This is a genomic window from Duganella flavida, assembly GCF_009857445.1.
Taxonomy (GTDB): domain Bacteria; phylum Pseudomonadota; class Gammaproteobacteria; order Burkholderiales; family Burkholderiaceae_D; genus Rugamonas; species Rugamonas flavida.
On record NZ_WWCN01000013.1, the window covers coordinates 166,591 to 187,485 of the forward strand.

The 20,895-nt window shown below is 62.2% G+C and carries 21 protein-coding genes; 9 read left to right on the forward strand and 12 right to left on the reverse strand.

Going from position 1 to position 20,895, the window contains the following annotated elements; all coding sequences use genetic code 11:
- The first annotated feature begins 6 nt into the window (after nt 1-6).
- The 5 genes from GTP46_RS20400 to GTP46_RS20420 all read left to right on the forward strand — a co-directional run bounded on the left by GTP46_RS20400 (nt 7) and on the right by GTP46_RS20420 (nt 6,076).
- Nucleotides 7-1,164, forward strand: coding sequence for a GGDEF domain-containing protein (locus GTP46_RS20400; protein ID WP_202414362.1), 1,158 nt, complete (start codon nt 7-9; stop codon nt 1,162-1,164).
- A gap of 2 nt (nt 1,165-1,166) precedes the next feature.
- A complete protein-coding gene (locus GTP46_RS20405) occupies nt 1,167-1,376 on the forward strand; it encodes a hypothetical protein (RefSeq protein WP_161008458.1) in 210 nt (69 codons plus the stop codon).
- A gap of 68 nt (nt 1,377-1,444) precedes the next feature.
- Nucleotides 1,445-2,008: a phasin family protein gene (locus tag GTP46_RS20410; RefSeq protein WP_161008459.1), complete on the forward strand. Its 564-nt coding sequence runs from the start codon at nt 1,445-1,447 to the stop codon at nt 2,006-2,008.
- A 139-nt stretch (nt 2,009-2,147) separates the two neighbouring features.
- The gene (locus tag GTP46_RS20415; RefSeq protein WP_161008460.1) at nt 2,148-3,788 is read left to right on the forward strand and encodes a VRR-NUC domain-containing protein; all 1,641 of its coding nucleotides are present in this window, start codon (nt 2,148-2,150) and stop codon (nt 3,786-3,788) included.
- On the forward strand, nt 3,785-6,076 hold the full coding sequence (locus GTP46_RS20420; protein WP_161008461.1) for an ATP-dependent DNA helicase: 2,292 nt from the start codon (nt 3,785-3,787) through the stop codon (nt 6,074-6,076). Before GTP46_RS20415 ends, GTP46_RS20420 begins: the two co-directional genes overlap by 4 nt.
- Here the strand turns inward: GTP46_RS20420 and GTP46_RS20425 are convergent.
- From GTP46_RS20425 to trhA, 9 genes are all read right to left on the reverse strand, one after another.
- On the reverse strand, nt 6,073-7,257 hold the full coding sequence (locus GTP46_RS20425; protein ID WP_161008462.1) for an FAD-dependent monooxygenase: 1,185 nt from the start codon (nt 7,255-7,257) through the stop codon (nt 6,073-6,075). The two genes, GTP46_RS20420 and GTP46_RS20425, sit on opposite strands and share 4 nt — an antisense overlap.
- A gap of 16 nt (nt 7,258-7,273) precedes the next feature.
- The gene (locus GTP46_RS20430; RefSeq protein WP_161008463.1) at nt 7,274-8,074 is read right to left on the reverse strand and encodes a helix-turn-helix domain-containing protein; all 801 of its coding nucleotides are present in this window, start codon (nt 8,072-8,074) and stop codon (nt 7,274-7,276) included.
- Nucleotides 8,074-8,805, reverse strand: a complete 732-nt coding sequence (locus GTP46_RS20435; protein WP_161008464.1) for a LytR/AlgR family response regulator transcription factor — start codon at nt 8,803-8,805, stop codon at nt 8,074-8,076. Before GTP46_RS20435 ends, GTP46_RS20430 begins: the two co-directional genes overlap by 1 nt.
- Nucleotides 8,806-8,808: 3 nt before the next feature.
- Complete coding sequence (locus GTP46_RS20440) at nt 8,809-9,888, reverse strand: sensor histidine kinase (RefSeq protein WP_161008465.1); 1,080 nt, start codon at nt 9,886-9,888, stop codon at nt 8,809-8,811.
- On the reverse strand, nt 9,888-10,604 hold the full coding sequence (locus tag GTP46_RS20445) for a LiaI-LiaF-like domain-containing protein (RefSeq protein ID WP_202414363.1): 717 nt from the start codon (nt 10,602-10,604) through the stop codon (nt 9,888-9,890). Before GTP46_RS20445 ends, GTP46_RS20440 begins: the two co-directional genes overlap by 1 nt.
- Nucleotides 10,601-10,978, reverse strand: a complete 378-nt coding sequence (locus GTP46_RS20450) for a LiaF transmembrane domain-containing protein (protein WP_161008466.1) — start codon at nt 10,976-10,978, stop codon at nt 10,601-10,603. The genes GTP46_RS20445 and GTP46_RS20450 overlap by 4 nt, the downstream gene beginning before the upstream one ends.
- A gap of 116 nt (nt 10,979-11,094) precedes the next feature.
- Nucleotides 11,095-11,253 carry a hypothetical protein gene (locus tag GTP46_RS29515; RefSeq protein ID WP_202414364.1) on the reverse strand — a complete coding sequence of 53 codons (159 nt, stop codon included), beginning with the start codon at nt 11,251-11,253 and terminating at the stop codon, nt 11,095-11,097.
- A gap of 83 nt (nt 11,254-11,336) precedes the next feature.
- Nucleotides 11,337-12,218 (reverse strand): LysR substrate-binding domain-containing protein, encoded by an 882-nt coding sequence (locus GTP46_RS20455; RefSeq protein WP_161008467.1) that lies wholly within the window; start codon nt 12,216-12,218, stop codon nt 11,337-11,339.
- Nucleotides 12,219-12,231: 13 nt separating this feature from the next.
- Complete coding sequence (gene trhA / locus GTP46_RS20460) at nt 12,232-12,849, reverse strand: PAQR family membrane homeostasis protein TrhA (RefSeq protein WP_161008468.1); 618 nt, start codon at nt 12,847-12,849, stop codon at nt 12,232-12,234.
- A gap of 240 nt (nt 12,850-13,089) precedes the next feature.
- Between trhA and GTP46_RS20465 the strand changes: the two genes are divergently transcribed.
- Genes GTP46_RS20465 through GTP46_RS20475 form a run of 3 tightly spaced genes read left to right on the forward strand, consistent with a single transcriptional unit; the run spans nt 13,090 to nt 17,146 of the window.
- On the forward strand, nt 13,090-13,464 hold the full coding sequence (locus tag GTP46_RS20465; protein WP_161008469.1) for a BlaI/MecI/CopY family transcriptional regulator: 375 nt from the start codon (nt 13,090-13,092) through the stop codon (nt 13,462-13,464).
- Nucleotides 13,461-15,035 carry a M56 family metallopeptidase gene (locus tag GTP46_RS20470; RefSeq protein ID WP_161008470.1) on the forward strand — a complete coding sequence of 525 codons (1,575 nt, stop codon included), beginning with the start codon at nt 13,461-13,463 and terminating at the stop codon, nt 15,033-15,035. Before GTP46_RS20465 ends, GTP46_RS20470 begins: the two co-directional genes overlap by 4 nt.
- 2 nt (nt 15,036-15,037) lie before the next feature.
- Nucleotides 15,038-17,146: a TonB-dependent receptor plug domain-containing protein gene (locus tag GTP46_RS20475; RefSeq protein WP_161008471.1), complete on the forward strand. Its 2,109-nt coding sequence runs from the start codon at nt 15,038-15,040 to the stop codon at nt 17,144-17,146.
- Here GTP46_RS20475 and GTP46_RS20480 read toward each other — a convergent pair whose 3' ends face one another.
- On the reverse strand, nt 17,147-17,314 hold the full coding sequence (locus GTP46_RS20480; RefSeq protein WP_161008472.1) for a hypothetical protein: 168 nt from the start codon (nt 17,312-17,314) through the stop codon (nt 17,147-17,149).
- Between the two features lie 255 nt (nt 17,315-17,569).
- Between GTP46_RS20480 and GTP46_RS20485 the strand changes: the two genes are divergently transcribed.
- Nucleotides 17,570-18,676, forward strand: a complete 1,107-nt coding sequence (locus GTP46_RS20485) for a patatin-like phospholipase family protein (protein WP_229259036.1) — start codon at nt 17,570-17,572, stop codon at nt 18,674-18,676.
- On the opposite strand, the gene GTP46_RS20490 is transcribed toward GTP46_RS20485, so the two are convergent.
- Together GTP46_RS20490 and GTP46_RS20495 are read right to left on the reverse strand one after the other, a co-directional pair.
- Entirely contained in the window at nt 18,673-20,367 is a 1,695-nt protein-coding gene (locus GTP46_RS20490) for an FAD-dependent oxidoreductase (RefSeq protein WP_161008473.1), read from the reverse strand. The two genes, GTP46_RS20485 and GTP46_RS20490, sit on opposite strands and share 4 nt — an antisense overlap.
- A gap of 46 nt (nt 20,368-20,413) precedes the next feature.
- The gene (locus GTP46_RS20495) at nt 20,414-20,743 is read right to left on the reverse strand and encodes a hypothetical protein (RefSeq protein WP_161008474.1); all 330 of its coding nucleotides are present in this window, start codon (nt 20,741-20,743) and stop codon (nt 20,414-20,416) included.
- Nucleotides 20,744-20,895: the final 152 nt, after the last annotated feature.

Sequence of the window (20,895 nt, forward strand, 5' to 3'; positions counted from 1 at the left end):
GCGGTCATGCCACCTAACCCCGTTCCGTCCAGGACAATTAAAGTAGCGCCCTTGCGCTGCGAGTTCTGCGACGCCACGACCGAGAGCGAATTCCTGCGTCACCAACTGGCCATGACGCACGCCCAGTTGCGCGTGACCTTTTTGTTCTGCGCCCTGTTCTACCTGTGCTTTGCCGCGACCGACCTGATCTGGGTCGGCTACTCGCTGAAAACCTGTCTGCTAGTGGGCGCGCGCATCGCCGTGGCGGCCGTGGTGCTGACTTGCCTGGCGCTGCTGAAGCGGCGGCCGGATTCGATCCCGTTCACGCGGGTAGCGGCCAATATCGTCGAAGTAGCGGGCGCAGCCGGTTTCCTGCTGATCGCCGCGCTGCGGCCGACCGAGTTTTCGCTGCATGCGATTTCCATGTCCATCGTGGTCATCGTGCTGTACATCTACATCCCGAACCGCTTGATTTACGCAGTGACGATCGCGGCGGCGGCAACCGCCTTCTTCATGCTGCTGGCGTGGCAACTGGGCGGCATGCCCACTCTTGAACTGGCCACGATGGCGTCACTGCTAGCCCTGACCAACGTGTTCGGCTACGTGGCGGCACGGCGCTACCAGATCTTGTGGCGCGAAGAATACAGCGCGCAGATGGTGCTGAAAAACCTGTCGGTGCGCGATCCGCTGACCGGCTGCTACAACCGGCGCCACCTGCACGAGCAGCTGCTGGAAACGGAAATCTCGCGCGCCCAGCGCTACCGCCTGAGCCTGACCGTCATCATGAGCGACCTCGACCACTTCAAGGCGGTCAACGACACCTACGGCCACTACGGCGGCGACGCCGTGCTGCAGCGCTTTGCCGCCCTGCTGCAATCGATGACGCGCGACAGCATCGACAGCGTAGTGCGCTACGGCGGCGAGGAATTCCTGCTGATCCTGCCGGAAACCGACTTGGCCGGCGGCGAGCTGCTGGCCGAGCGCCTGCGCCAGACCCTGGCCGACACACCGGTCGATCACGAAGGCCAGCAGATCCATGTGACAGCCAGCTTCGGCGTCGCCAGCGTCGACTTCGCCAGCTCCACACACGAAGCGCACGACAACATGATCGCCGCCGCCGACGAATTGCTGTACGCTGCGAAAAACAGTGGCCGCAATCGCGTCTGCGCGCAACAACTGGTGTGAACATGAAAAAAATCAATGTGAAAGTGACGACGACCTTGCTGCTGGCCCTGTGCTGCAGCACGCTCAATGCCGAGCCGGCGCCGTGGTGGAAGTGGCGCAGCAAGATAGATGGCGCGCTGATCTGCTCGCAAACGCCGCTAGGGGAAGGCTGGGAAAAGGCTTATGGCCCCTTCCGCGATGCCCGTTGCGAGAAATTAATTGTTGTTAGATAATAAAATCGCACACAAGTTAGACCGAGAATCGCTGTACGCTGCATCCACCTTTATAACAAGGAGACTGTATGTTCACGAATCCAGAGCAATTTGCCAACGTTACCAAAGCGCTGTTTGAATTCCAACTTGAAACGTTCAACACCCTGACCAGCAAAACCGTACAGGGCGTGGAACAAGTGATTGCCCTCAACATCTCCACCGCCAAATCGCACCTGGAAGATAACCTAGCTGCCGGCAAGGAAATCAGCCAGGCGCCGGATCCAAAAGCCGCCATCAAACTGGCCGCCGAGCAGATCCAGCCCGGTGTAGCAGGCGCCGCCGCCTACCACCAGCAGTTGGGCGACATCATTGCCGAGATCCGCGAAGAATTCACCCGCGCCGCCGACGCCCACGTGGCCGAAGCCAAGAGCAACCTGAGTGCCCTGATCTACGACGTGACCAAGAACGTACGTCCCGGCTCGGAAAACGCCGTGCAGATCGTGAAAACCGCGATCGACAACGCCTTCGCCGGCTATGAGCAAGTGACCAAGGCCACCAAGCAAGCCGTGCAGGTGGTAGAAGCGGAAATCGCCAAAGCCAGCGCACTGGCTGGCCAGGCCGCACCAGCCAAACCGGCCAAAGCCAAGAAATAAAACCCGGGGTCAGTTCTGCCATTGGTACACGAGCTCATGTACCAATGGCAGAACTGACCCCGAAATTTTGCTGTACCGGCGAGGGCGAACGCGATACACTGTACATAAATACAGTTAATCGTCGTTCGTCCCCGCTGCAATGATCAAAGTTCTCGACAATCCGTTCTACTATCTGGAGAATTTTCACCAGGTGCTGGTGTGGATAGCCGAACGCTACGACGATCTGCTCACTCCCGAAGAACGCCACTTCCTCACCGTATTCCCTTCGCTGCCACAAGCTTCGCGTGCGCTGTTCGTGCGCATGGTGATGCGCAAAGGCACCGTGTTCCGCGCCAGTAAATTGGTGTATGCCGAAATCGGCAGCACGCATGAGGCGGCGCGCCCGCTGGCCGAGCTCGGCCTAATCGCAGAAGATCCGCAACTGGGGCTGGACGCCTTGTTCGACCTGCTGCAAAAACCGGAAATCGCCAAAGTCTTCAAGCTGGCAACGCACGTCAAGCACCTGCGCAAGGCAGAGCAACTGGAAGCACTACGCGAAGAGTACGACGCCGAGCACCGCTTCTCCGCCTGGTACGCCAATTCGGGCGACCATGTCTACCGCAATCTCACGCAAGAGCTGTGCGACCGCCTGCGCCTCATCTTCTTCGGCAACTACCATCAGGACTGGACTGACTTCGTGCTGTCCGACCTTGGCATTTACCAATACGAAAAGGTCGAGTTCTCGCCGGCCGCGCGCGGCTTCCGCAGCCGCCGCGACATCGATGATTTCCTCACCCTGCGCCAGTGCCACGAGCGCTTTGCCGAAGGTGAAGAACCGGCCGCCGTCATTGCCGACCTGCCGCCCTGCGCGCCCGACAACGAATGGCTGCGCAGCCGCCGCAACAAGCTGATTTTCGCCATCGCCCAGCACGTGGAAAAGCAGTCCGACTGGCCGGCCGCCTACGCGCTGTACGCCGATTGCGACTATCCCGGCGCCCGCGCCCGCGCCATCCGCGTGCTGGAAAAAAACCAGCAGCCGCGCGAGGCTTTCGATTTACTGCAAGCCGCCATGCAAGCACCGGAGAGCGAGGCCGAACGCCAGCAGCTGCTGCGCATGGCGCCGCGCCTCGCGCGCAAGCTCGGTCACGCCAAGCCGCCGCCGGTGCTGCTGGCGCAGGCCGAGCGCATCGACCTGAATCTGCCGCCGCCGCAGGAAGACTACTACGTCGAATTCGTGGTGCGCGACCATCTGCACAGCGACGACGCGCCGGTCTACTACGTCGAGAACTCGCTGATGAATTCCCTGTTTGGCCTGCTGTGCTGGGATGCGGTGTTCTCGCCGATACCGGGTGCGTTCTTCCATCCGTATCATCGCGGCCCGGCCGATTTGCACAGCGCCGACTTCCAGCGCCGCCGCGCGCAGCAGTTTGAACACGCGTTGTCGCAGCTGGATGGCGACGCATACCGCGCCACCATCCGCGCCAACTACGCGGCCAAGTATGGTATCCAGTCGCCCTTCCTGTACTGGGAAGCGATCAGCGAGGAGCTGCTGGAGATGGCGCTCGCTTGCATCCCGCCACAGCACCTGAAGCACGCGTTTGAACGCATCCTGCAGAACATCAAATCCAACCGCAGCGGCTTCCCCGACCTGATCCAGTTCTGGCCGGCCGAGCGCCGCTACAATATGATCGAAGTAAAAGGCCCCGGCGACCGCCTGCAGGACAACCAGCTGCGCTGGATCGAGTACTGCGCAGAGCACCAGATGCCGGTTTCGGTCTGCTATTTGCAGTGGGCAGCATGAAGTACAACGTAGCAGTGCGCGCCCTCTGTGAGTTCACCGCCAAAACCGGCGACCTCGATCTGCGCTTCACGCCCTCGCCCACCGCGCAGGAAGGCATCGCCGGTCACGGCGTGGTCACCTCGCGCCGCGATGACGATTACCAGACCGAGATCGCGTTGTCCGGCGACTTCGGCCCGCTGCACGTGCGCGGCCGCGCCGACGGCTACGACATCCGCACCAACCGCCTCGAAGAAATCAAAACCTATCGCGGCGACTTGAAGAAAATGCCGGACAACCAGCGCGCGCTGCACTGGGCGCAGGTCAAGATTTACGGCCACCTGCTGTGCCAGGACCAGGGTCTGGAAAAAATCCGCCTCGCGCTGGTCTACTTCGACATCGGCAGCCAGAAAGAAACCGTGCTGCACGAAGACCACACGGCGGCCGGTCTGCAAGCCTACTTCGAACAGCAATGCACGCTGTTCCTGCAATGGGCACAGCAAGAGATGGCGCACCGCGCGGAGCGCGACCAGCAACTGAAGGTGATGCGCTTCCCCTACGGCGACTTCCGCCCCGGCCAGCGCCAACTAGCGGAAGCCATGTACCGCGCCAGCAACCGCAAGGTATGTCTGCTGGCGCAAGCGCCTACCGGCATCGGCAAAACCGTCGGCAGCCTGTTCCCGATGCTAAAAGCCAGCGCCGAACATGGCGTCGATAAAATTTTCTTCCTCGCTGCGAAAACCTCGGGGCGTCAAATGGCGCTCGATGCGGTGGACCTGATCCGCGAAGGCGCGCCGCTGCTGCCACTGCGCACGCTGGAACTAGCAGCGAAGAGCACCGCCTGCGTCAATCCGGACAAGGCCTGCCACGGCGATTCCTGCCCGCTGGCGAAAGGCTTCTACGACCGCCTGCCGGCGGCGCGCGAATCCGCGCTGGCGATCATGGCGCCATCGTCAAATGGTGGCGCACCGCCGACGCTGGATCGCGACACGCTACGTGCGATCGCCCTCGCCCACAATGTCTGCCCCTACTATTTGAGCAGCGAGTTGGCGCGCTGGTGCGACATCGTCATCGGTGACTACAACTACTACTTCGACGGCAGCGCCATGCTGTACAGCCTCACGCAGCTGAACGACTGGAAGGTCAACGTGCTGGTGGACGAGGCCCACAACATGGTCTCGCGCGCCCGCAAGATGTATTCGGCCGACATGGAGCACGACAGCCTGCGCCTGCTGCGCAAGATCGCCCCGGAGGAATTGAAAAAACCGCTGGAGCGCGTGCATAAGCAATGGAACCAGCTGGAGAAAGACCAGGCGGCCGAGTACCAGTCCTATGCCGAGCTGCCGGAAAAATTCATGGGCGCGTTGCAGACCGCATCGACCGCCATCTCCGACTACATGGCCGACCATCCGGGCTACGTGGAGCCGGACCTGCAAAGCTTCTACTTCAACGCGCTGATGTTCGCGCGACTGGCGGAAAGCTTTGGCGACCACGCGCTATTCGATATCGAGAAGGCGCCGGGCGCGCGCGCCAGCAATAGCAACTCGGTGCTCTGCATCCGCAACATCGTACCGGCCCCGTATCTAAAGCCGCGCTTTGAAAGCACGCACACCACGGCGCTGTTCTCGGCCACCCTGAGCCCATGGAACTACTTCGGCGACATGCTCGGCATGCCGGATACCACCGCGTGGGTGGACGTGGAGTCGCCATTCGTGGCGGAGCAGTTGTCGGTGCAGGTGGCGAAGCATATTTCGACGCGCTACCAACACCGCCAGCAATCTCTGAAGCCCATCGCGGACCTGATGGGCAAGCAGTACGCACAACAGCGCGGCAACTACCTCGCCTTCTTCAGCAGTTTCGATTACATGGAAAAGGCGGCCAACCAGTTCAGCGAGCTGCATCCGGAGGTGCCAACGTGGCGGCAATCGCGCCGCATGGATGAAGCGGAGCGCGCGCACTTCCTTGATCGCTTTACGCTCGACAGCGAAGGCATCGGCTTCGCTGTGCTGGGCGGCTCGTTCGGCGAAGGCGTGGACTTGCCGGGCGCACGCCTGATCGGCGCTTTCGTCGCCACGCTGGGCCTACCGCAAATCAATCCGGTCAACGAGCAGATACGCCAGCGCATGGAGACCATCTTCGGCGCAGGCTACGACTACACCTACACCTATCCCGGCATGCAGAAGGTGGTGCAGGCGGCCGGCCGCGTGATACGCACGCAGTCCGACAAAGGCACGGTCTACCTGATCGACGACCGCTTTGGCCGTCCGGAAATCCAGGAGCTGATGCCCAGCTGGTGGCGCATCGAAGGCTAGATCAGGCCCCACACGCGGCAGGCGAAGTAAGTAGCGCCGTGGCGGGTGTTGATCAAGTCCCGGAAGATGGCGTTCAAGGCACGACCTTCCGGCGTTGGCCGCATCACCGCGACCTGCGCACGCGACCAATCGAGGACCCGAACGCCGACCGGATGGCGCTCCGCCTGGTAGCTATCCAGCAGGCCGTCCGGCGCTTCGTTGTGAATGGTGGCCGCGAGCTTCCAGCCCAAGTTCATGGCGTCGCCGATGCCGAGGTTCAGGCCTTGCCCGCCCAGCGGTGCGTGAATATGCGCCGCGTCACCGGCCAGCAGGATGCGGCCATTGCGGTAGCTGGTGGCTTGCCGCGCACGGTCAGTCCACGTGGTGGCAACGTGCAGCGCGCCGATGGCGACGTTGACGCCTGAGATGCGGCGCAAGACCGCCTGCAAGTGGTCGCGCGTAACCGGTTCGCCGGTCTGGTGGAAGGCGCCGCCATCAAAGTCCTGCAGGTTGAGATAGCCCGGCTGCGATTGGAAGTACATGCCGCGCTCTGTCACCACACGGCCGCGAGCAAGCAACTCGGCATCGACCAGGTCCACCTTGGCGGAGTAGCCGGTGAATTCAGGCTCAGTGCCCGCGAACTCAAATCCGCCCTGCTTGCGCACCACGCTGCGCGCACCATCGCAGCCGACCAGCCAAGCTGCACGTGCCGTCCGCTGCTGCCCGGCCATGGATGCGGTCACGCTCACGCCGTCGGCATCCTGCGCCACATCGGTGATGCCTGCGCCGCGCCGGATCTCTACGCCCAGCGATAGCGCGCGGCGCGTCAACACCTGTTCCAGTTCCGCCATCTCGGACAGCAGGCTGTATGGCAAACCTTGCGGCCAGCCGGAGGTATCGATGTTGTCATGCTCGAACTGGATGCCGGCGAAGTGGCCGGCTTGTTTGGTGCGCGTGCCGGTGAAGGGATTCTGCAAGCGCTTGGGCACTTCCATTTCCTCCAGCAGCCCGCGCCGGTGCAGCGCTTCAATCGACGGCGCATTCAAGCCGCGTATGCCGAACGGCAGCTGCTTCAATAGTGAGTGCGGATCGTCCGATTTTTCAAGGATGAGGACCGAGCATTTGGCCAGCGCCAGCTCGCAAGCGAGCAACAGGCCTACCGGTCCAGCGCCTGCAATGATTACGTGATGTGGTGTGTTCATGCCCCGCAGTCTAGGGCTAGTCTCCGGCAGGGGCTTGTACAAATGCGACAATCTCTTTGCTGGCGGCTTGCACCTTGGCCTTGCGCGCGAAGGCAGCCGGCGTCGCGCCGCTGTATCGTTTGAACTCGCGGCTTAAATGCGATTGATCGGTGTATCCCAGCTCTTGCGCCAGCGCGGCAAGGTTGACCTGCGGAGTATGCCACAAGCGATTCCGCACCTGCTCGAAGCGCATCAGGCCCGAGACATCTTTCACCGTATGCCCGGACGACTGCTTGAACTTGCGCTCCAGCGTGCGCACCGTTGCATGCGCAGCTGCAGCGACCTCGCTCACTGGCATCGCACCGCCCGCTCCGCGCATCGCCTCACCGGCTTTGAACAGCGTGCTGTCCAGCGCCAGCTGCGGCCGGAAATGGCGCTGCAGCTCGTCCAGCGCCGCACCGATATCGCCGGCCTGCACGTGCCGCGCCATCAGAGGCTGCAACTGCGCGATCGGATGCTCGAACGTTTGCACACCATGCTTACCGGACGGCAGGCCAAGCAAATCAAACACCGTCCACGGATAGCAGCGGATGCCGATAATGTCCAGCCGCCCCGCCGCCGCAAACAACACCGGCTGGTTCAATAAGCCCATCATGAAGGGCGACGGCAGCGCCACGCCATCGCGAATCACGCTACCGAAGCTGAAGATGATTTCCGCATACCCGTCCGGCAGCACCTCAAAGCTTGCAGGCTGCTCGCCGAAGTCCCAGCGGTTATGCCAGAAGCACTTGATGGCTTCCCGCAGTTCCTCCGGCGGGTCAAACTCTTCGTGCAGCATTATTGGATCACCGTGCGTATCTTCTGGTAGCCGCTGCGGCTGACCGGCAAGCGGCTGCCATCTTTCAACACCGCGACATGGCTATCCTTGGTGGCCTGCTCGATGCGGTCCACAAACGCGATGTTGACGATGTACGATCGATGAATGCGCAGAAACTGCTCGCCGTCCAGCTGCTCCTCCAGCTCCGACATGCGCTGGTTCTTCAGGTAGGACTTGCCCTCCGACCGTATCTGCACATAGTCGTCCTGCGCCTCCACATGCTCGATCTTGTCGGCAGTGATAACGTGGACCTTGGCGCCGTCGCGTATCAGCACGCGGCCTATCGGTTTGTTGCGGCCCGTCGCCTCGCGCACCATCTTCTCCACCGCCTCGCCGCCGGCGCTGATATTGGCGCGCGCATGTGCCAGCGCCTGGTCGAAGCGCTGTTGGCTGAAAGGTTTGAGCAGATAATCGAGCGCGTGGAATTCAAACGCCTTGATCGCATACTGGTCGAATGCCGTGGCGAAGATATAGCGCGTCTTGCTGCCTGCCAGCTCGGCCACTTCAAAGCCATCCAGCTTGGGCATCTGGATATCCAAAAACACCAGGTCGGGCGACAGCTCTGTAATCGCCTTCACCGCCTCGAAGCCGTTGGCGCATTCGGCCACGACCTCGACGTCCGCATGCTCGGACAAGTATTCGCGCACCACGCCGCGCGCCAGCATTTCATCGTCCACGATGATGATACGCATACCTCAATCCCCTTCTTCGCTCGTTTGCGCGGGCATTGTGATGTCCACGCCAAAGCTGTTCTCGTGCCGGCCCCACTGGATGCCAGCTTCGTGTTTGTAAGCCCCGGATAAACGCTGGCGCACGTTGGTCAGGCCGATACCGTGGCCCTCGCTGCGAATGGACGCCATGTCTTCGTCCACCGGATTGGCCACACCGATGTGCAGCATCGAGCCGGCCCGCCGCGCGATGATGCGTATCGTACCGCCCTCCGGCATATTGCAGATGCCATGCTTGACGGCGTTTTCCACCAGCGGCTGGATGATCATCGGCGGCACCAGGCATTCCGCCGCACCTTCGCCGATTTCCTCTTCCACCAACAGGCGCTCGCCGAAACGTACCTGCTCGATGGCGAGGAAGTGCCGGATCAGCACCATCTCTTCACCTAGCGTTACTTTCTTGTGTGCCTCCATGCCGAGGCTCTGACGGAAGAAACTCGCCAATTCCAGCGTCATGCGCCGCGCCGATTTCGGATCCTGCGAGGTCAGCGCGCTGATGGAATTCAGGCTGTTGAACAGGAAGTGCGGATCGATCTGCGTGCGCAGCATGCGCAATTCGGCCTCCTGCGCCATCAGCAGCGATTCCAGCTCGCGCTGCTCGGCGTTCTTGGCCCGCACGAATTCAATCACCAGGTAATGCAGCGCCACCGCAAAGCCATACAGCAGCACGCCCAGCACCACAATCAACACCGACAGCTGCGGCGTGATGACGATGCCGCTCCATCCCACGCCCAACAACAGGCAAACGCTGTTCCATACATTCCCTATAATCAGCCACAGAAAACCCAGCACTATGGCCGCGAGAGCCAGCACCATCGCCGTCGGCGCGGCGCCGCGTGTGCCCAGTGGGTAGGCGCGACACAAGTAGTAAGCCGAATAGCCAGCGGCAAAGGCGTACCACAGATTCATGGGAATCGCGAACAGCATGGCGTTAGCCAGCGGCGTCTCGCTGGCAAGCGACACCACGCCGCCCAATGCACAACCGAGGAACAGCCATACCAGCAGGTAGATGACGGTCCCTCGGCGAGTGGCGGAAATCTCCTGCATCAGTTACGCACTTCCAGTCCACCCATGATGACGTAGCCGCGTACGATCAGGCGCTTACCGGAACCGGGGCCCGTGACCGGCACGGTCTTTTCCTCAAAGCCGCCCATGATCGGCGTGCCGTCGAATACCACGGTCCAATCGATCGGCACCTTAATGGTGATGCCGCCGCACATCACGAACACGTTCAGCACTGCGTCGCCGTTGATCGAGGACTGGCGCAGGTCCAGGTCACAGCCACCCATGATGGAGGTGATCTCGCCGCCGCGGAAGTCCGGCGTGGTGATGCGATGTTTGAAGCCGCCCATGATGGCGGTGTAGTTAATCAGCGAATCGGCTTCCGATTTATCCAGCGGGCCAGGCGGCTGCTGTTCCAGCGCGGTGCGGTTGGCGTTCGACTTGAATACCACGGCGACGCCGGCGCCAATCAGGACCAGCGGCCACAGGGTGTTCCAGCCGATGTTAATCAGGCCCATTTCCTTCAGCATGAACACACTGCCCACCGCCACCATCCCACCACCGATGATGATGCCCGACTGGGTGCGGGTTTGCAGCACTTTCAAAATACCGGCGGCGATCAGGATGGTCGGCAGGATGTGGATGCGCAGGTCAAGATCCAGCCAGCCGAGATTATCGAGCAAGAACAGCATGCCAACGCCAATCACAATCAGTCCGATAACCATCTGCGTGGCGGGATTACGGTCGCGGCGGGTTTTCATGCTTGCTCCTTGATCGATGCGAAAATATTATCCAGCAAAGGGCGCAGCAGCAGGCCCAGCCCCCAGGCGACCAGCAGCGCCGGCCAGGTTTCGCCGAAGCCCCAGCCCCAGATGCGGTTGAACGAAACATACCACCAGCCGGCGAAGAAGATCTCCCAGAATCCATTCAGGAGATAACGCGGGTTGGTCGGCGGGATGATTTTGGTGATGCCGCTGATGACCAGCAGCCAAGGCCAGTAGCGCCATACCTGCGCCAGGTCGAAGTCCCAGTCCAGCAGGTCGATACGCTCCAGTAGCACGATGGTGCCGACGGCGATCAGCGCCAGTCCCCACACCAGCTGTTTGCGCCACTGGTAGGCAGTTTGTACGTTCATGTCAGTCCCCCAAGTCGGTATGGATGTAACGATACCGGGGAACTGCTGGCGGGGATACCGCTATTCGGTGAACGGCGGAAATGGGCCGGTGAACGGCGAAAACAGGGTCAATTACGTCAATTACGGTTGCTGCTGACTTTTTGATCGAAGGCCATCAAGCCCCAGCCAAGCTGGCGACGGATTTCGTCCGGCGTTGGCGGCGGTTTCACTTCCTGCGAACGGCGCTCAAGGTAAGCGCGGACCAGGTACTTCGAAGGGTGCGTAGTGTGTGTCATGATGGCCTCCAGCTGTAGTAGCTTGGACACCAGTTTAGCCCTGCGCCGCACAGCTCTCTGTACGGCTCCGCACCCTGCACAGATCAGAGTTTTTGCTGCAAAAATTCGAGGAAACAGCTGATCCGCTGCGCCAGCTGGGTGTTGCGGTAGTAGACCGCGTGGATCTGCTGGCGGTAGCCGGTGTTATCGGCTTCCAGAACTTTCACCAGGCGGCCCGCGTCGATGTCGGCGCGGGTCATGAAGTCTGCCAGGCACACAATGCCCTGCCCGGCCAGCGCCAATTGGCGCAGCGTTTCGCCGCTGGAGGCGGTCATGGTCGGCGTAATCGGCAGGCTATTGCCGGCGGCATGGCGCAACGGCCACTGGTTGCCCAGTTCATACTGCACGAAGCCGAGCAGCGCATGCCGCGCCAGGTCTTCCGGTGCTTGCGGCGTGCCATGCTGCGCAAGGTATTCCGGACTGGCCAGCACGTGCAGCGGGCTGGAACTCAGGGCGCGCGCGTGCAGGGTCGAATCGGTCAGCGCGCCGATGCGGATGGCGATGTCGGTACGGTGCTCGATCAGGTCCGCGATCTGGTCGTTGCTGCTTAATTCCAGGCGGATGTCCGGATACATGGCGCGGAATTCGGGCACGTGCGGCACCACGCAATGCAGCATGAACGGCGACGCCGCGTCCACGCACAGGCGGCCGGCCGGCTTCTGGCGACGAATGCGGATGGTTTCTTCCGCCTCCTCCATCGCGCTCAGGATAGCGCGCGCTTTTTCCAGGAACAGGTGGCCCTCTTCGGTCAGCTCCATGCGGCGCGTGGTACGCGTCAGCAGCGAGGTGGCCAGCTTGTCCTCCAACCGCGACAACGCGCGGCTCACGCCGGACGTAGTCTGCCCGAGGTGCACCGAGGCGGCGCTCAAAGTGCCGCTGTCGATCACGGTGATGAAGGTCTTTAAATCGTCCGAGTTGATATCCACGGGTGTTCCATCCTTACGCCACGTACAGCAGCACCGCGCCGAAATGGCATGCGCTGCCGCCCAGTACAAACAAATGCCAGACGCCGTGGCCGTAACGCCATTTGTGGTCGGTGACGAAGAAAGCGATACCCAGTGTGTACACCAAGCCACCTACCGCCAGCCACATAAAGCCGTTCCAGCCCAGCGCATCGATCAGCGGGCTGGCGCCGATCACGCCCACCCACCCCATCGCCACATAAATCAGCAGCGACAGCACGCGCGCGCCCTTGGCAAACAAGAGTTCCTGCACGATGCCGATCACCGCCAGTCCCCATACCACGCCGAACAAGGTCCAGCCCCACGGTCCGCGCAGGCTGACCAGCGTGAACGGCGTGTAGCTGCCGGCGATGAGCAGGTAGATGGCGCAGTAATCCAACTGCCGCAGCACGTCTTTGGCGCGTCCGCGCAGGCTGTGATACAGCGTGGACGTCAGGTACAAGGCCAGCAACGTGGCGGCGTAGATGCTGCAGCTGACGATTTTCCAGGCGTCGCCGCTGCGGGCGGCCTGGATGATCAACAGGGTGCCACCGACCGCAGCCAGCGCAGCGCCGACGGTATGCGTGATGCTGTTGAAGCGCTCTCCGTAATACATAAATTTTCCAATGCAGAGGTGGCTGCGGCTGGGATAGCTGCGGCCACAGGCATTGTATAGCGCCTCGCTTCTACGTGCCGCCGGATTATGACGACGTGCCCTTTTGCTAGTTAGCAAAAAATTCATCGTAGCATATTTAGAATTTATTTAAAGCAATGTTACAAAATGATATACATTGGCTTGACGAGCATGCGACAACTGTCGCATACTGATCCCATTCGTCGCACAGAGGGTAGATTCATGAATATTCCGTCGGTTACCGAGCTGACTTTGCTGAAAGTGCTGTGGAAGCAGCAGCCACTGAGCGCGCGCGAGATTCACGATGCCGCCGCCGGCGAGCTGGATTGGTCGTTTTCGTCCACCCGCAAGACACTGGATCGCATGCTGGAAAAGGACATGGTCGGCTTGCAGCTGGCGCATGGCGTGAATGTCTACAGCGCGCGGCTGGAGAAGGTTGGCACGCTGGCCGCGTTTGCACACGATTTCGGCCGCCGCGTGATGGAGATCGACGCACCGCTGCCGGTGACCATGTTCACCGGCTCCAAACTGGTCGACCAGCAGGAACTGGCGCAACTGGAACAAATGCTGCACGACTGGCCGGCGGACGAGGCATGATGGCGTCCCTGGCGTCGCTTCAATGGCTAGTGGCATGCGCAAGCTGCCTGGCGGCAGGCATGCTGGTGTGGTTGATGCTGGACGGTGCTGCGCGCCTGCGTCCCGCGCTGCGAACGCGCCGGGATGTGTGGCTTGCAGCGCAATGCGTCGTGGCCTTTACCGCCGTAATACCTTTCCTGCCGCTACCGCGCAGCGCGCACATGAATATCGCACCGCAGATAACGCTCACCGCCGCGCAGCCAGCGCCGGCGCGCGCGGCCGGCGCCTCGACAGCCTCGCCGTCCTTGCCACAAACCGCAGCCTTCGACAACGGCGATGGCGAGACGGCGGCGTCGTCATCGGCGGCTGCGACTGCGGCCTTGCAAATCCTGCCTTCGCTGGCTGCGCTTTGGCTGTTGACTTACGCCGCCGGTCTGGCGTGGGCGATCGCGAAGCTGCTGCGTGCGCGGCGCTTGTGGCGCGGGCTGCTGGCAAGCGCCGAGCGTTTGTCGCCACAAGAGCTGCTCGTCCTGTGCACTGCCGATCAGTTACGAGAAATCGCCCAGCGCGGGCTGACCGTGCTGCGTACCGACGCCGCTATCTCGCCGATGCTGATCGGCGTACGTCGTCCGCGCCTGCTGCTGCCGGCCCATCTCGACACGCTATGCCGCCAGCAGCAACAAATGATCATCGCCCACGAACTGCATCACTGGCGCGTGCGCGATCCGCTGTGCCTCGCCATCGCTGCCATTCTGCAGACTATTTTCTGGTTTAATCCCGCCCTGCGCTGGATGGCAAAGCAAATGGCATGGGCGCTGGAACTCAGCTGCGATCAGCACGTCCTTGCTGGACGCCCGCAACAACAGCGCAAGCAATACGCCGCCGCCCTGCTGCGCCAATGGACGACGATCACGCCAGCCGGAGCTGCGGCCTTCGGCGGCGCAACGATCAGCGCCCGCATTCGCCACATGCAGCAAGAAGGCCTGCCTGCACTGGGCACTGCCACAACATGGCTGGTGGCCGCCGGACTGGCCTCCATTCTCGCGCTGGGCGCGATGCTGCAACCCGCGCTGGCATTCACCGCCGCGACCAGCGAAGCAGCGGCGAGCTACAGCTCGACCTCCATCGACACTGCAACTGCGTCACCTGAAATCTGGCGCGCACCGGTGGACAAGGTTCGCGTAACCAGCTTCTTCGGCGTGATTCGCAGCGTGCTGCCGACGCCGCACCGGGGCATCGACTTTGGTGCAGCCAAAGGTACGCCGGTCCACGCAACGGCCGACGGCACCGTCATCGCCGCCGGACCGTTTGCCGAAAACGACGGCCGCTACGGCAATGTGGTCATCATCGACCACGGCGGCCAGCAGTCCTTATACGCCCATCTGGACAGCGTAAGCGTCACGCCCGGCCAGCGCGTGCAGGCAGGCCAACACATAGGCGCTGTCGGCCAAACCGGCTTTGCAACCGGCCCGCACCTGCACCTCGAACTGCGCGAGAACGGCCGGATCCTCGATCCCGCGCCAAAATTCGCCAACCTCGACGCCTACGCCACCGCCCGCGCACTCAAAGTCCGCCGCCAGCAAAAAGGATAACCATGTCGCCTCAACGCATCACCAGCAGCCTGCTGCTGGCGGTCTCCGCTTGCGCCTACGCTTCGGAAACGCCGGAACCGCAGCAAGTCCAGGTCACCGGCGCGCGCGCCGAGCAGCGCCAGCGCGAGACCACCACCAGCATCGTCATCAACCACGCTGACATCGTGCGGCAAGGCGACCAGGCGCTGGCCGATGTGCTCAAGCGCCTGCCCGGCATCAGCATCAACGGCAACGCTATCCAGATGCGCGGGCTTGGCAACGGCTATACGCAGATACTGCTCAACGGCGAGCCGGTGGCGGCCGGTTTCTCGCTCGACGCCATCGCACCGGAAACCATCGAGCGCATCGAAATCCTGCGCAGTGCCACGGCGGAAATGAGCAACCAGGCGATGGCCGGCGCCATCAACATCATCCTGAAAAAAGCTGCGACGCGTGGCCAGCGCTCCATCACCGCCAGCGTCGCGCAACAAAACGGCGCGAACACGCCGGCACTGAGCGCACAACTCTCCGATCAAAGCGATGCTTATTCCTACAGCCTCGCCGCCGCGCTGACACGCAAGCGCAGCGAAAAACCCTTCACCGACTGGCAAGAGCAGCGCGACACCAACGACGCCATCACGCTGCTGCGCCGCACGCCGCAAACCGAATCCGGCCGCACCGACGCCCTCACCCTGACGCCGCGCCTGAACTGGAAATTCGCCGATGGCGATACCGTCAGCTGGCAAAGCTTTGCTTACATCCGCCGCGTCGACAACCTCAATCGCGCCGACGAAACGGCGCTACTTGGTGACCACAGCGAATATCCGCACAACGACGCCAACTTCATCGCCAACTTTGTCATGCTGCGCAGCGACGTCAATTGGACGCACCTGCTGGCCGATGGCGCCAGGCTGGAAATGAAACTGGGCGCGGCCACCAACCGCCGCAGCGGCATCTTCGACTTCCACGGCCGCGATGCCGACGGCAAGCCGCTCGGCCGCCATCACGTCGACTCCGGGCCGGTGGAAAACACCGCGACCAGCACCGGCACATATCGCCATCCGTTCGGCGAACAGCACGCGATTGCGCTGGGCTGGGACGCCAGTCACGCCGTGCGCAGTGAAGACCGCAATGAAACGGTGTTCGACGCCAAGGACGTACAAATCAGCGCCAACAACGCCGACTACCGCGCCAACGTCAATCGCCTCGCCCTGTTCGCGCAGGACGAATGGCAGGTAACAAAGCAGTATTCACTCTACCTCGGCCTGCGCCACGAACGCCTGGACACAGCCAGCCGCGCCAACGCCGCCAATGCAGCGGATGCGCTGGACAGCCGTTCCTCGGTATGGAGCCCATCGCTGCAATCGCGCTACGCGCTGGCGAACAAGGACGTGCTGCGACTGGCCATCAGCCGTACCTACAAAGCGCCACCGCTGGTCAAGCTGGTACCGCGCCGCTACACCAACGACAACAACAATAATCCTACCAATCCGGATGAACAGGGCAACCCCAACCTGCGGCCGGAACTGGCATGGGGTATGGATGCGGCATACGAGCACTATCTGGGCGGCGGTGCCCTACTCAGCGTCAGCACCTACCTGCGGCGCATCCGCGACGTAACGCAATCGCGCCTGTTCCAGCAGGACGGCGTGTGGGTAGAAGCGCCGTTCAACGACGGCAACGCGCGCGCGCATGGTGTGGAGCTGGAAGCCAAGCTGCCGTTGACAAAGACGTTGGACCTGCGCGCCAACCTGTCGCGCAACTGGTCGCGCGTGGACAATGTGCCCGGCCCGGACAACCGGCTGGAATCACAAACACCAGCCACCGCCAACATCGGCGCGGATTATCGCTGGCAGCAGTTCACAGTCGGCGGCAACCTGAATTACCAGGCCGCTGGCCCATCGCGCCAGTCATTGAAAGTGTTTAACAGCGCCAGCCCGAAACGTGAGCTGGACCTGTACGCCCTCTGGAAAGTGGGCGCGAAAACGCAGCTACGCATCTCCGCCGCCAACCTGCTGCACCAGCAAGCCAGCGAAACCACCCTCTACACCGACAGCAGCGGCGCCACGCAGCGCATCCGTCTGACGCCAACGTATGCCACGCTGCGCCTCATGCTGGAGCATCAACTGTAATTAGTGGACGTTGCGTGCGATGTAGTAGACGGCGGCGGTGAGTCCTGAGCAGACCACCGTCACGCCAACCAGCAAGCGCGTAGTCTGCTCGTGTATCGCCTTGTAGAATTCGGCCCGGACGCGTTCAACTTCGGCTTGGGTAGCCGCTGTCGCTTTGGTGGTCGCCATATCTATCTGAAGCTCATTAATAGATTTCTGCATGACGACCTGCCCGGCGCGGAGTTCAGCCTGTCCGCCGCGCAGCTCGGCTAGGGATGCCGCTAGCGCCTCGCTCCCAGTCTGCAATACGGCAGTACGAACCAGCAAGGTTCGTAGCATTTCCTCCGTCGGTGTAGTCTGGGTTTCCATGTGCGCCATGTTAAGCCTCTGCCGAGGGCTGTCAAGCAAGCTGGGCGCTGCTTGCTTGTGGTATGGTTGCGTCCTATGACGCAAGAATTGTATAAACCGTATAAACGCTGCATGGTGATGGGAGGTGGAGGTTTCCGCTTCGGGATCTACATCGGCATGTATGCCGCGCTGCGGCAGGCCGGCAAGGCGCCGGATGTGCTGCTGGCCAGTTGCGGTGGGGCGATTGCCGCCGCCATCATTCACAACCTGCCCGATCCCGAGGCACAGCGCGAGTGGCTGTCGTCGGAGCAGATGTACCAGTTCTGGTGTAGCCTGCGCTCCACCGACAATGCCGTTTTACTCGGCTCCTTATTCCGCGCCGCCAAGCGCAAGATGAGCAACGCCAGCGCGCCGGTGATTCCCGATTTATTCACCGACTACCTGTTCGAGATTCCGCCGCAGCTGCCCTTCCCTGCGGCCACCGGCACGCCGGAAGTGGATGTCGCCATCATTGGCGGCAAGCTGCTGTTCGATGAGGCGGACGTCGGCCAGCCACGCGGCCAGCGCAAGCTGTATGCGGAGACGGTATTCTGTAATGAGCGCGCCGCCGCCGCGCTGCAAGGCATGGATTCGCCGCTCAACGCGCCGCGCTGGGGCGATCACGCCGTCGCGCAGGAGCTGCTGACCGACAGCAGCGTGGCCGTCACCGACGCTGCCCGCATCTCCATCGCTGACATGATTTACTTCCGCTGCGCCCAGCATCGCGGCAGTGAGTACATCGGCGGCGTGCTTGATCTGTTCCCGGTCGAAATCGCGCGCGCGCTCGGCACAGAAGTCATCATGGAGTTCAAGGAAGCCTTCGACCAGGTATTCTCAATTCCCGCCTGGCGCGCGGTGCTAGGCGTGGATGGCAACGCGCGCCTGCGTTACGCCAACTCGCACCTGGCCGACATGCGCATTGATTCGTCCGACGTGTCGGTGGTGCTGGAAAAGCAGCAACTACAGCAAAAGCTGGACTGGCTGCGCAACCGCATCGAGCTGCGCATGCCGCCAAGTTACGAGGTCTTCGTGCAGCACATGCAGGACCAGTGGCAGTACGGCTACGAACGCGCCCAGGAAGCGCTGGCGCGGCCGCCACTCCAGCAGCCGCCGATCCGCCGCGCCAACCGGCACAGCAAACCGCTGGGCAGCATCGAGCCTTAGAGCAGGTCCGAAGCCAGGGCCTGGTGCAGCGATGCCACCGCTGCCGAGCCCTCGCCCACTGCTGCCGCCACCCGCTTGACCGAACCGCTGCGCACATCGCCCACTGCGAAGATGCGTGGGCGGCTGGTTTCGAGGAAGTGGCGCGGGCGTTCAAGCGGCCAGCGTTCTGCCGGCACGTCCGGCCCGGTCAGCACGAAATTCTTGTCGTCCAGCGCCACGCAATCGCCCAGCCACGCGGTGCTAGGCTCCGCGCCGAGGAACAAGAACAGATGGCGCGCCGGTGCTTCACGTGCGACACCGCCTGCGCTTTGCCAGCAAATGCTTTCCAGCCTGTCGCCGCCACGCAGCTCGACAATCTGCTTGTGCGTGTGCAGCGTGATTTTCGGCGAGGCTTCGATGCGCTGGATCAGGTAGCGTGACATGCTGGCCGCCAGCCCGCTCGAACGCACCACGATATGCACATGCTTGGCGTGCTGCGATAAAAACACCGCCGCCTGTCCGGCCGAATTGCCGCCGCCGACGATCACTACCTCTTCATCCGAACAGAAATTCGCTTCCATGAAGGAGGCGCTGTAGTACACGCCGCGCCCTTCAAAGCGCTCCAGTCCCGGCAAGTCAGGCTTGCGATAGCGCGCGCCGCTGGCGATGACGATGGAACGCGCACGCAGCTTCTCGCCGCTGTCGATCTGGATATCGTATTCCGGACTTTCGCAATTGACGGCGCTGACCTTGACCGGCACCGCCACCTCGGCGCCAAATTTGCGCGCCTGCGCCAGCCCGCGGCCTGCCAACGCCTGCCCCGATACGCCGGTCGGGAAGCCGAAGTAGTTTTCGATCTTGGAGCTGGCGCCAGCTTGGCCGCCCGGCGCTTTGGCGTCCAGCACCGCCACCGTCAAGCCCTCCGAGGCCGCGTACACGGCGGCAGCCAGACCCGCAGGACCAGCGCCGACCACCACCACGTCGAACAAGCGGCCGTCGATGCTGTCAGGGCTGATGCCGATGCCGTCCGCCACCTGGCGCAGTGTGGGCCGGCGCAGCACTTCGCCGCTGATGGTGACCACCGCCGGAATGTCCTGCAGTTGCACACCGAAGCGCTCCATCAGCGCGCGCGCATCGTCGTCGGCATCGGCCTCGAAGTAAGCGGATGGTGTGCCGTTACGATTGAGGAAATGGCGCAGGATCAGGGTCTCCTGCGAATCACGCTGGCCAAACACCACTACGCCGCCGGTCTGGTCGGACATGTAGACCACGCGCCGCAGGATGTAGGCGCGCATGATGGTTTCACTCAGCGCCGCTTCCGAAATCACCAGCGTGCGCAGCGAATCTTCGCTGATCACAATCAGCTCGCTGTCTGCCACCACGCGTGCTGTGGCGACGGCGGCACGGCCAGCCAGCGATCCCATCTCACCGGTGAACATGCCGGGACCGTGGGTGCCGATGACGGTCAAGCCCAGCGCCGAGCCGCGCTCCACTTCAATTGAACCGGAGATGATGACGTACATGCCGATATGCCGGTCGCCCTGGCGGAACAGCACCTCGCCGGCGGCAAAGTGCCGCCGTTCGCCGTAGCGCATCAGGATGTCAAACTGGTCTTCGCTCAGGGTAGGGAAAATCTGGTGCCGGCGGTTGCCGACGTCGGATGATGCCAGGTGAGGGGCGGCGCTGCTGCCGGCCCCAGGTTTCAGTTCCATGCCGTATCCTCGCGATGTGGTACAGACATGATAGCGCCAATTGGTGTTATCGACAGAGCTGCCGCCACTGCGCCTCAAATTCGGCCGGGGTGACGTCCTGCGCCAGCACGGTCAGGTCGCGCGCCACCGAGATGTAGCGCTGGAAGCCGATGTAGCTGCCGAACGCATCCTTGGCGTTGACCTCGCCGCACGGCGCCCCGCCCTTGCCGATGAACTGGTTGCGGAACTGCGCCTGCCCGGGTTCCAGCACTTTTTCGCGCACATATTTTTCGCCCAGGCTGGTAAGCGTCGCCGCTTCTTCTCGCTGTTTTTGCTCCGCGCTCTTGCCGCAGGCGGCCAGCGCCAGCAATAATGCGATCGTGATAGTCAATCTCATATTTTTTCTCTTTTACTTAGTGCCCGCAAGCTAGCGCAACCGTGCGTTAACGCGGCAACACCCTGCATTGTTGACATACGGCGTTTTTGCCAATATGCCAATCTTTGTAATTTTATCAGGAGACCTCATGTTCTTTCATCATTCTAGTCGCT

Bases quoted from the DNA above. Each gene is read 5' to 3' on its own strand.
- GTP46_RS20400 (WP_202414362.1), top strand. From the start codon at position 7: ATGCCACCTAACCCCGTTCCGTCCAGGACAATTAAAGTAGCGCCCTTG.
- GTP46_RS20405 (WP_161008458.1), top strand. From the start codon at position 1,167: ATGAAAAAAATCAATGTGAAAGTGACGACGACCTTGCTGCTGGCCCTG.
- GTP46_RS20410 (WP_161008459.1), top strand. From the start codon at position 1,445: ATGTTCACGAATCCAGAGCAATTTGCCAACGTTACCAAAGCGCTGTTT.
- GTP46_RS20415 (WP_161008460.1), top strand. From the start codon at position 2,148: ATGATCAAAGTTCTCGACAATCCGTTCTACTATCTGGAGAATTTTCAC.
- GTP46_RS20420 (WP_161008461.1), top strand. From the start codon at position 3,785: ATGAAGTACAACGTAGCAGTGCGCGCCCTCTGTGAGTTCACCGCCAAA.
- GTP46_RS20425 (WP_161008462.1), bottom strand. From the start codon at position 7,257: ATGAACACACCACATCACGTAATCATTGCAGGCGCTGGACCGGTAGGC.
- GTP46_RS20430 (WP_161008463.1), bottom strand. From the start codon at position 8,074: ATGCTGCACGAAGAGTTTGACCCGCCGGAGGAACTGCGGGAAGCCATC.
- GTP46_RS20435 (WP_161008464.1), bottom strand. From the start codon at position 8,805: ATGCGTATCATCATCGTGGACGATGAAATGCTGGCGCGCGGCGTGGTG.
- GTP46_RS20440 (WP_161008465.1), bottom strand. From the start codon at position 9,888: ATGCAGGAGATTTCCGCCACTCGCCGAGGGACCGTCATCTACCTGCTG.
- GTP46_RS20445 (WP_202414363.1), bottom strand. From the start codon at position 10,604: ATGAAAACCCGCCGCGACCGTAATCCCGCCACGCAGATGGTTATCGGA.
- GTP46_RS20450 (WP_161008466.1), bottom strand. From the start codon at position 10,978: ATGAACGTACAAACTGCCTACCAGTGGCGCAAACAGCTGGTGTGGGGA.
- GTP46_RS29515 (WP_202414364.1), bottom strand. From the start codon at position 11,253: ATGACACACACTACGCACCCTTCGAAGTACCTGGTCCGCGCTTACCTT.
- trhA (WP_161008468.1), bottom strand. From the start codon at position 12,849: ATGTATTACGGAGAGCGCTTCAACAGCATCACGCATACCGTCGGCGCT.
- GTP46_RS20465 (WP_161008469.1), top strand. From the start codon at position 13,090: ATGAATATTCCGTCGGTTACCGAGCTGACTTTGCTGAAAGTGCTGTGG.
- GTP46_RS20470 (WP_161008470.1), top strand. From the start codon at position 13,461: ATGATGGCGTCCCTGGCGTCGCTTCAATGGCTAGTGGCATGCGCAAGC.
- GTP46_RS20475 (WP_161008471.1), top strand. From the start codon at position 15,038: ATGTCGCCTCAACGCATCACCAGCAGCCTGCTGCTGGCGGTCTCCGCT.
- GTP46_RS20480 (WP_161008472.1), bottom strand. From the start codon at position 17,314: ATGGCGACCACCAAAGCGACAGCGGCTACCCAAGCCGAAGTTGAACGC.
- GTP46_RS20485 (WP_229259036.1), top strand. From the start codon at position 17,570: ATGACGCAAGAATTGTATAAACCGTATAAACGCTGCATGGTGATGGGA.
- GTP46_RS20490 (WP_161008473.1), bottom strand. From the start codon at position 20,367: ATGGAACTGAAACCTGGGGCCGGCAGCAGCGCCGCCCCTCACCTGGCA.
- GTP46_RS20495 (WP_161008474.1), bottom strand. From the start codon at position 20,743: ATGAGATTGACTATCACGATCGCATTATTGCTGGCGCTGGCCGCCTGC.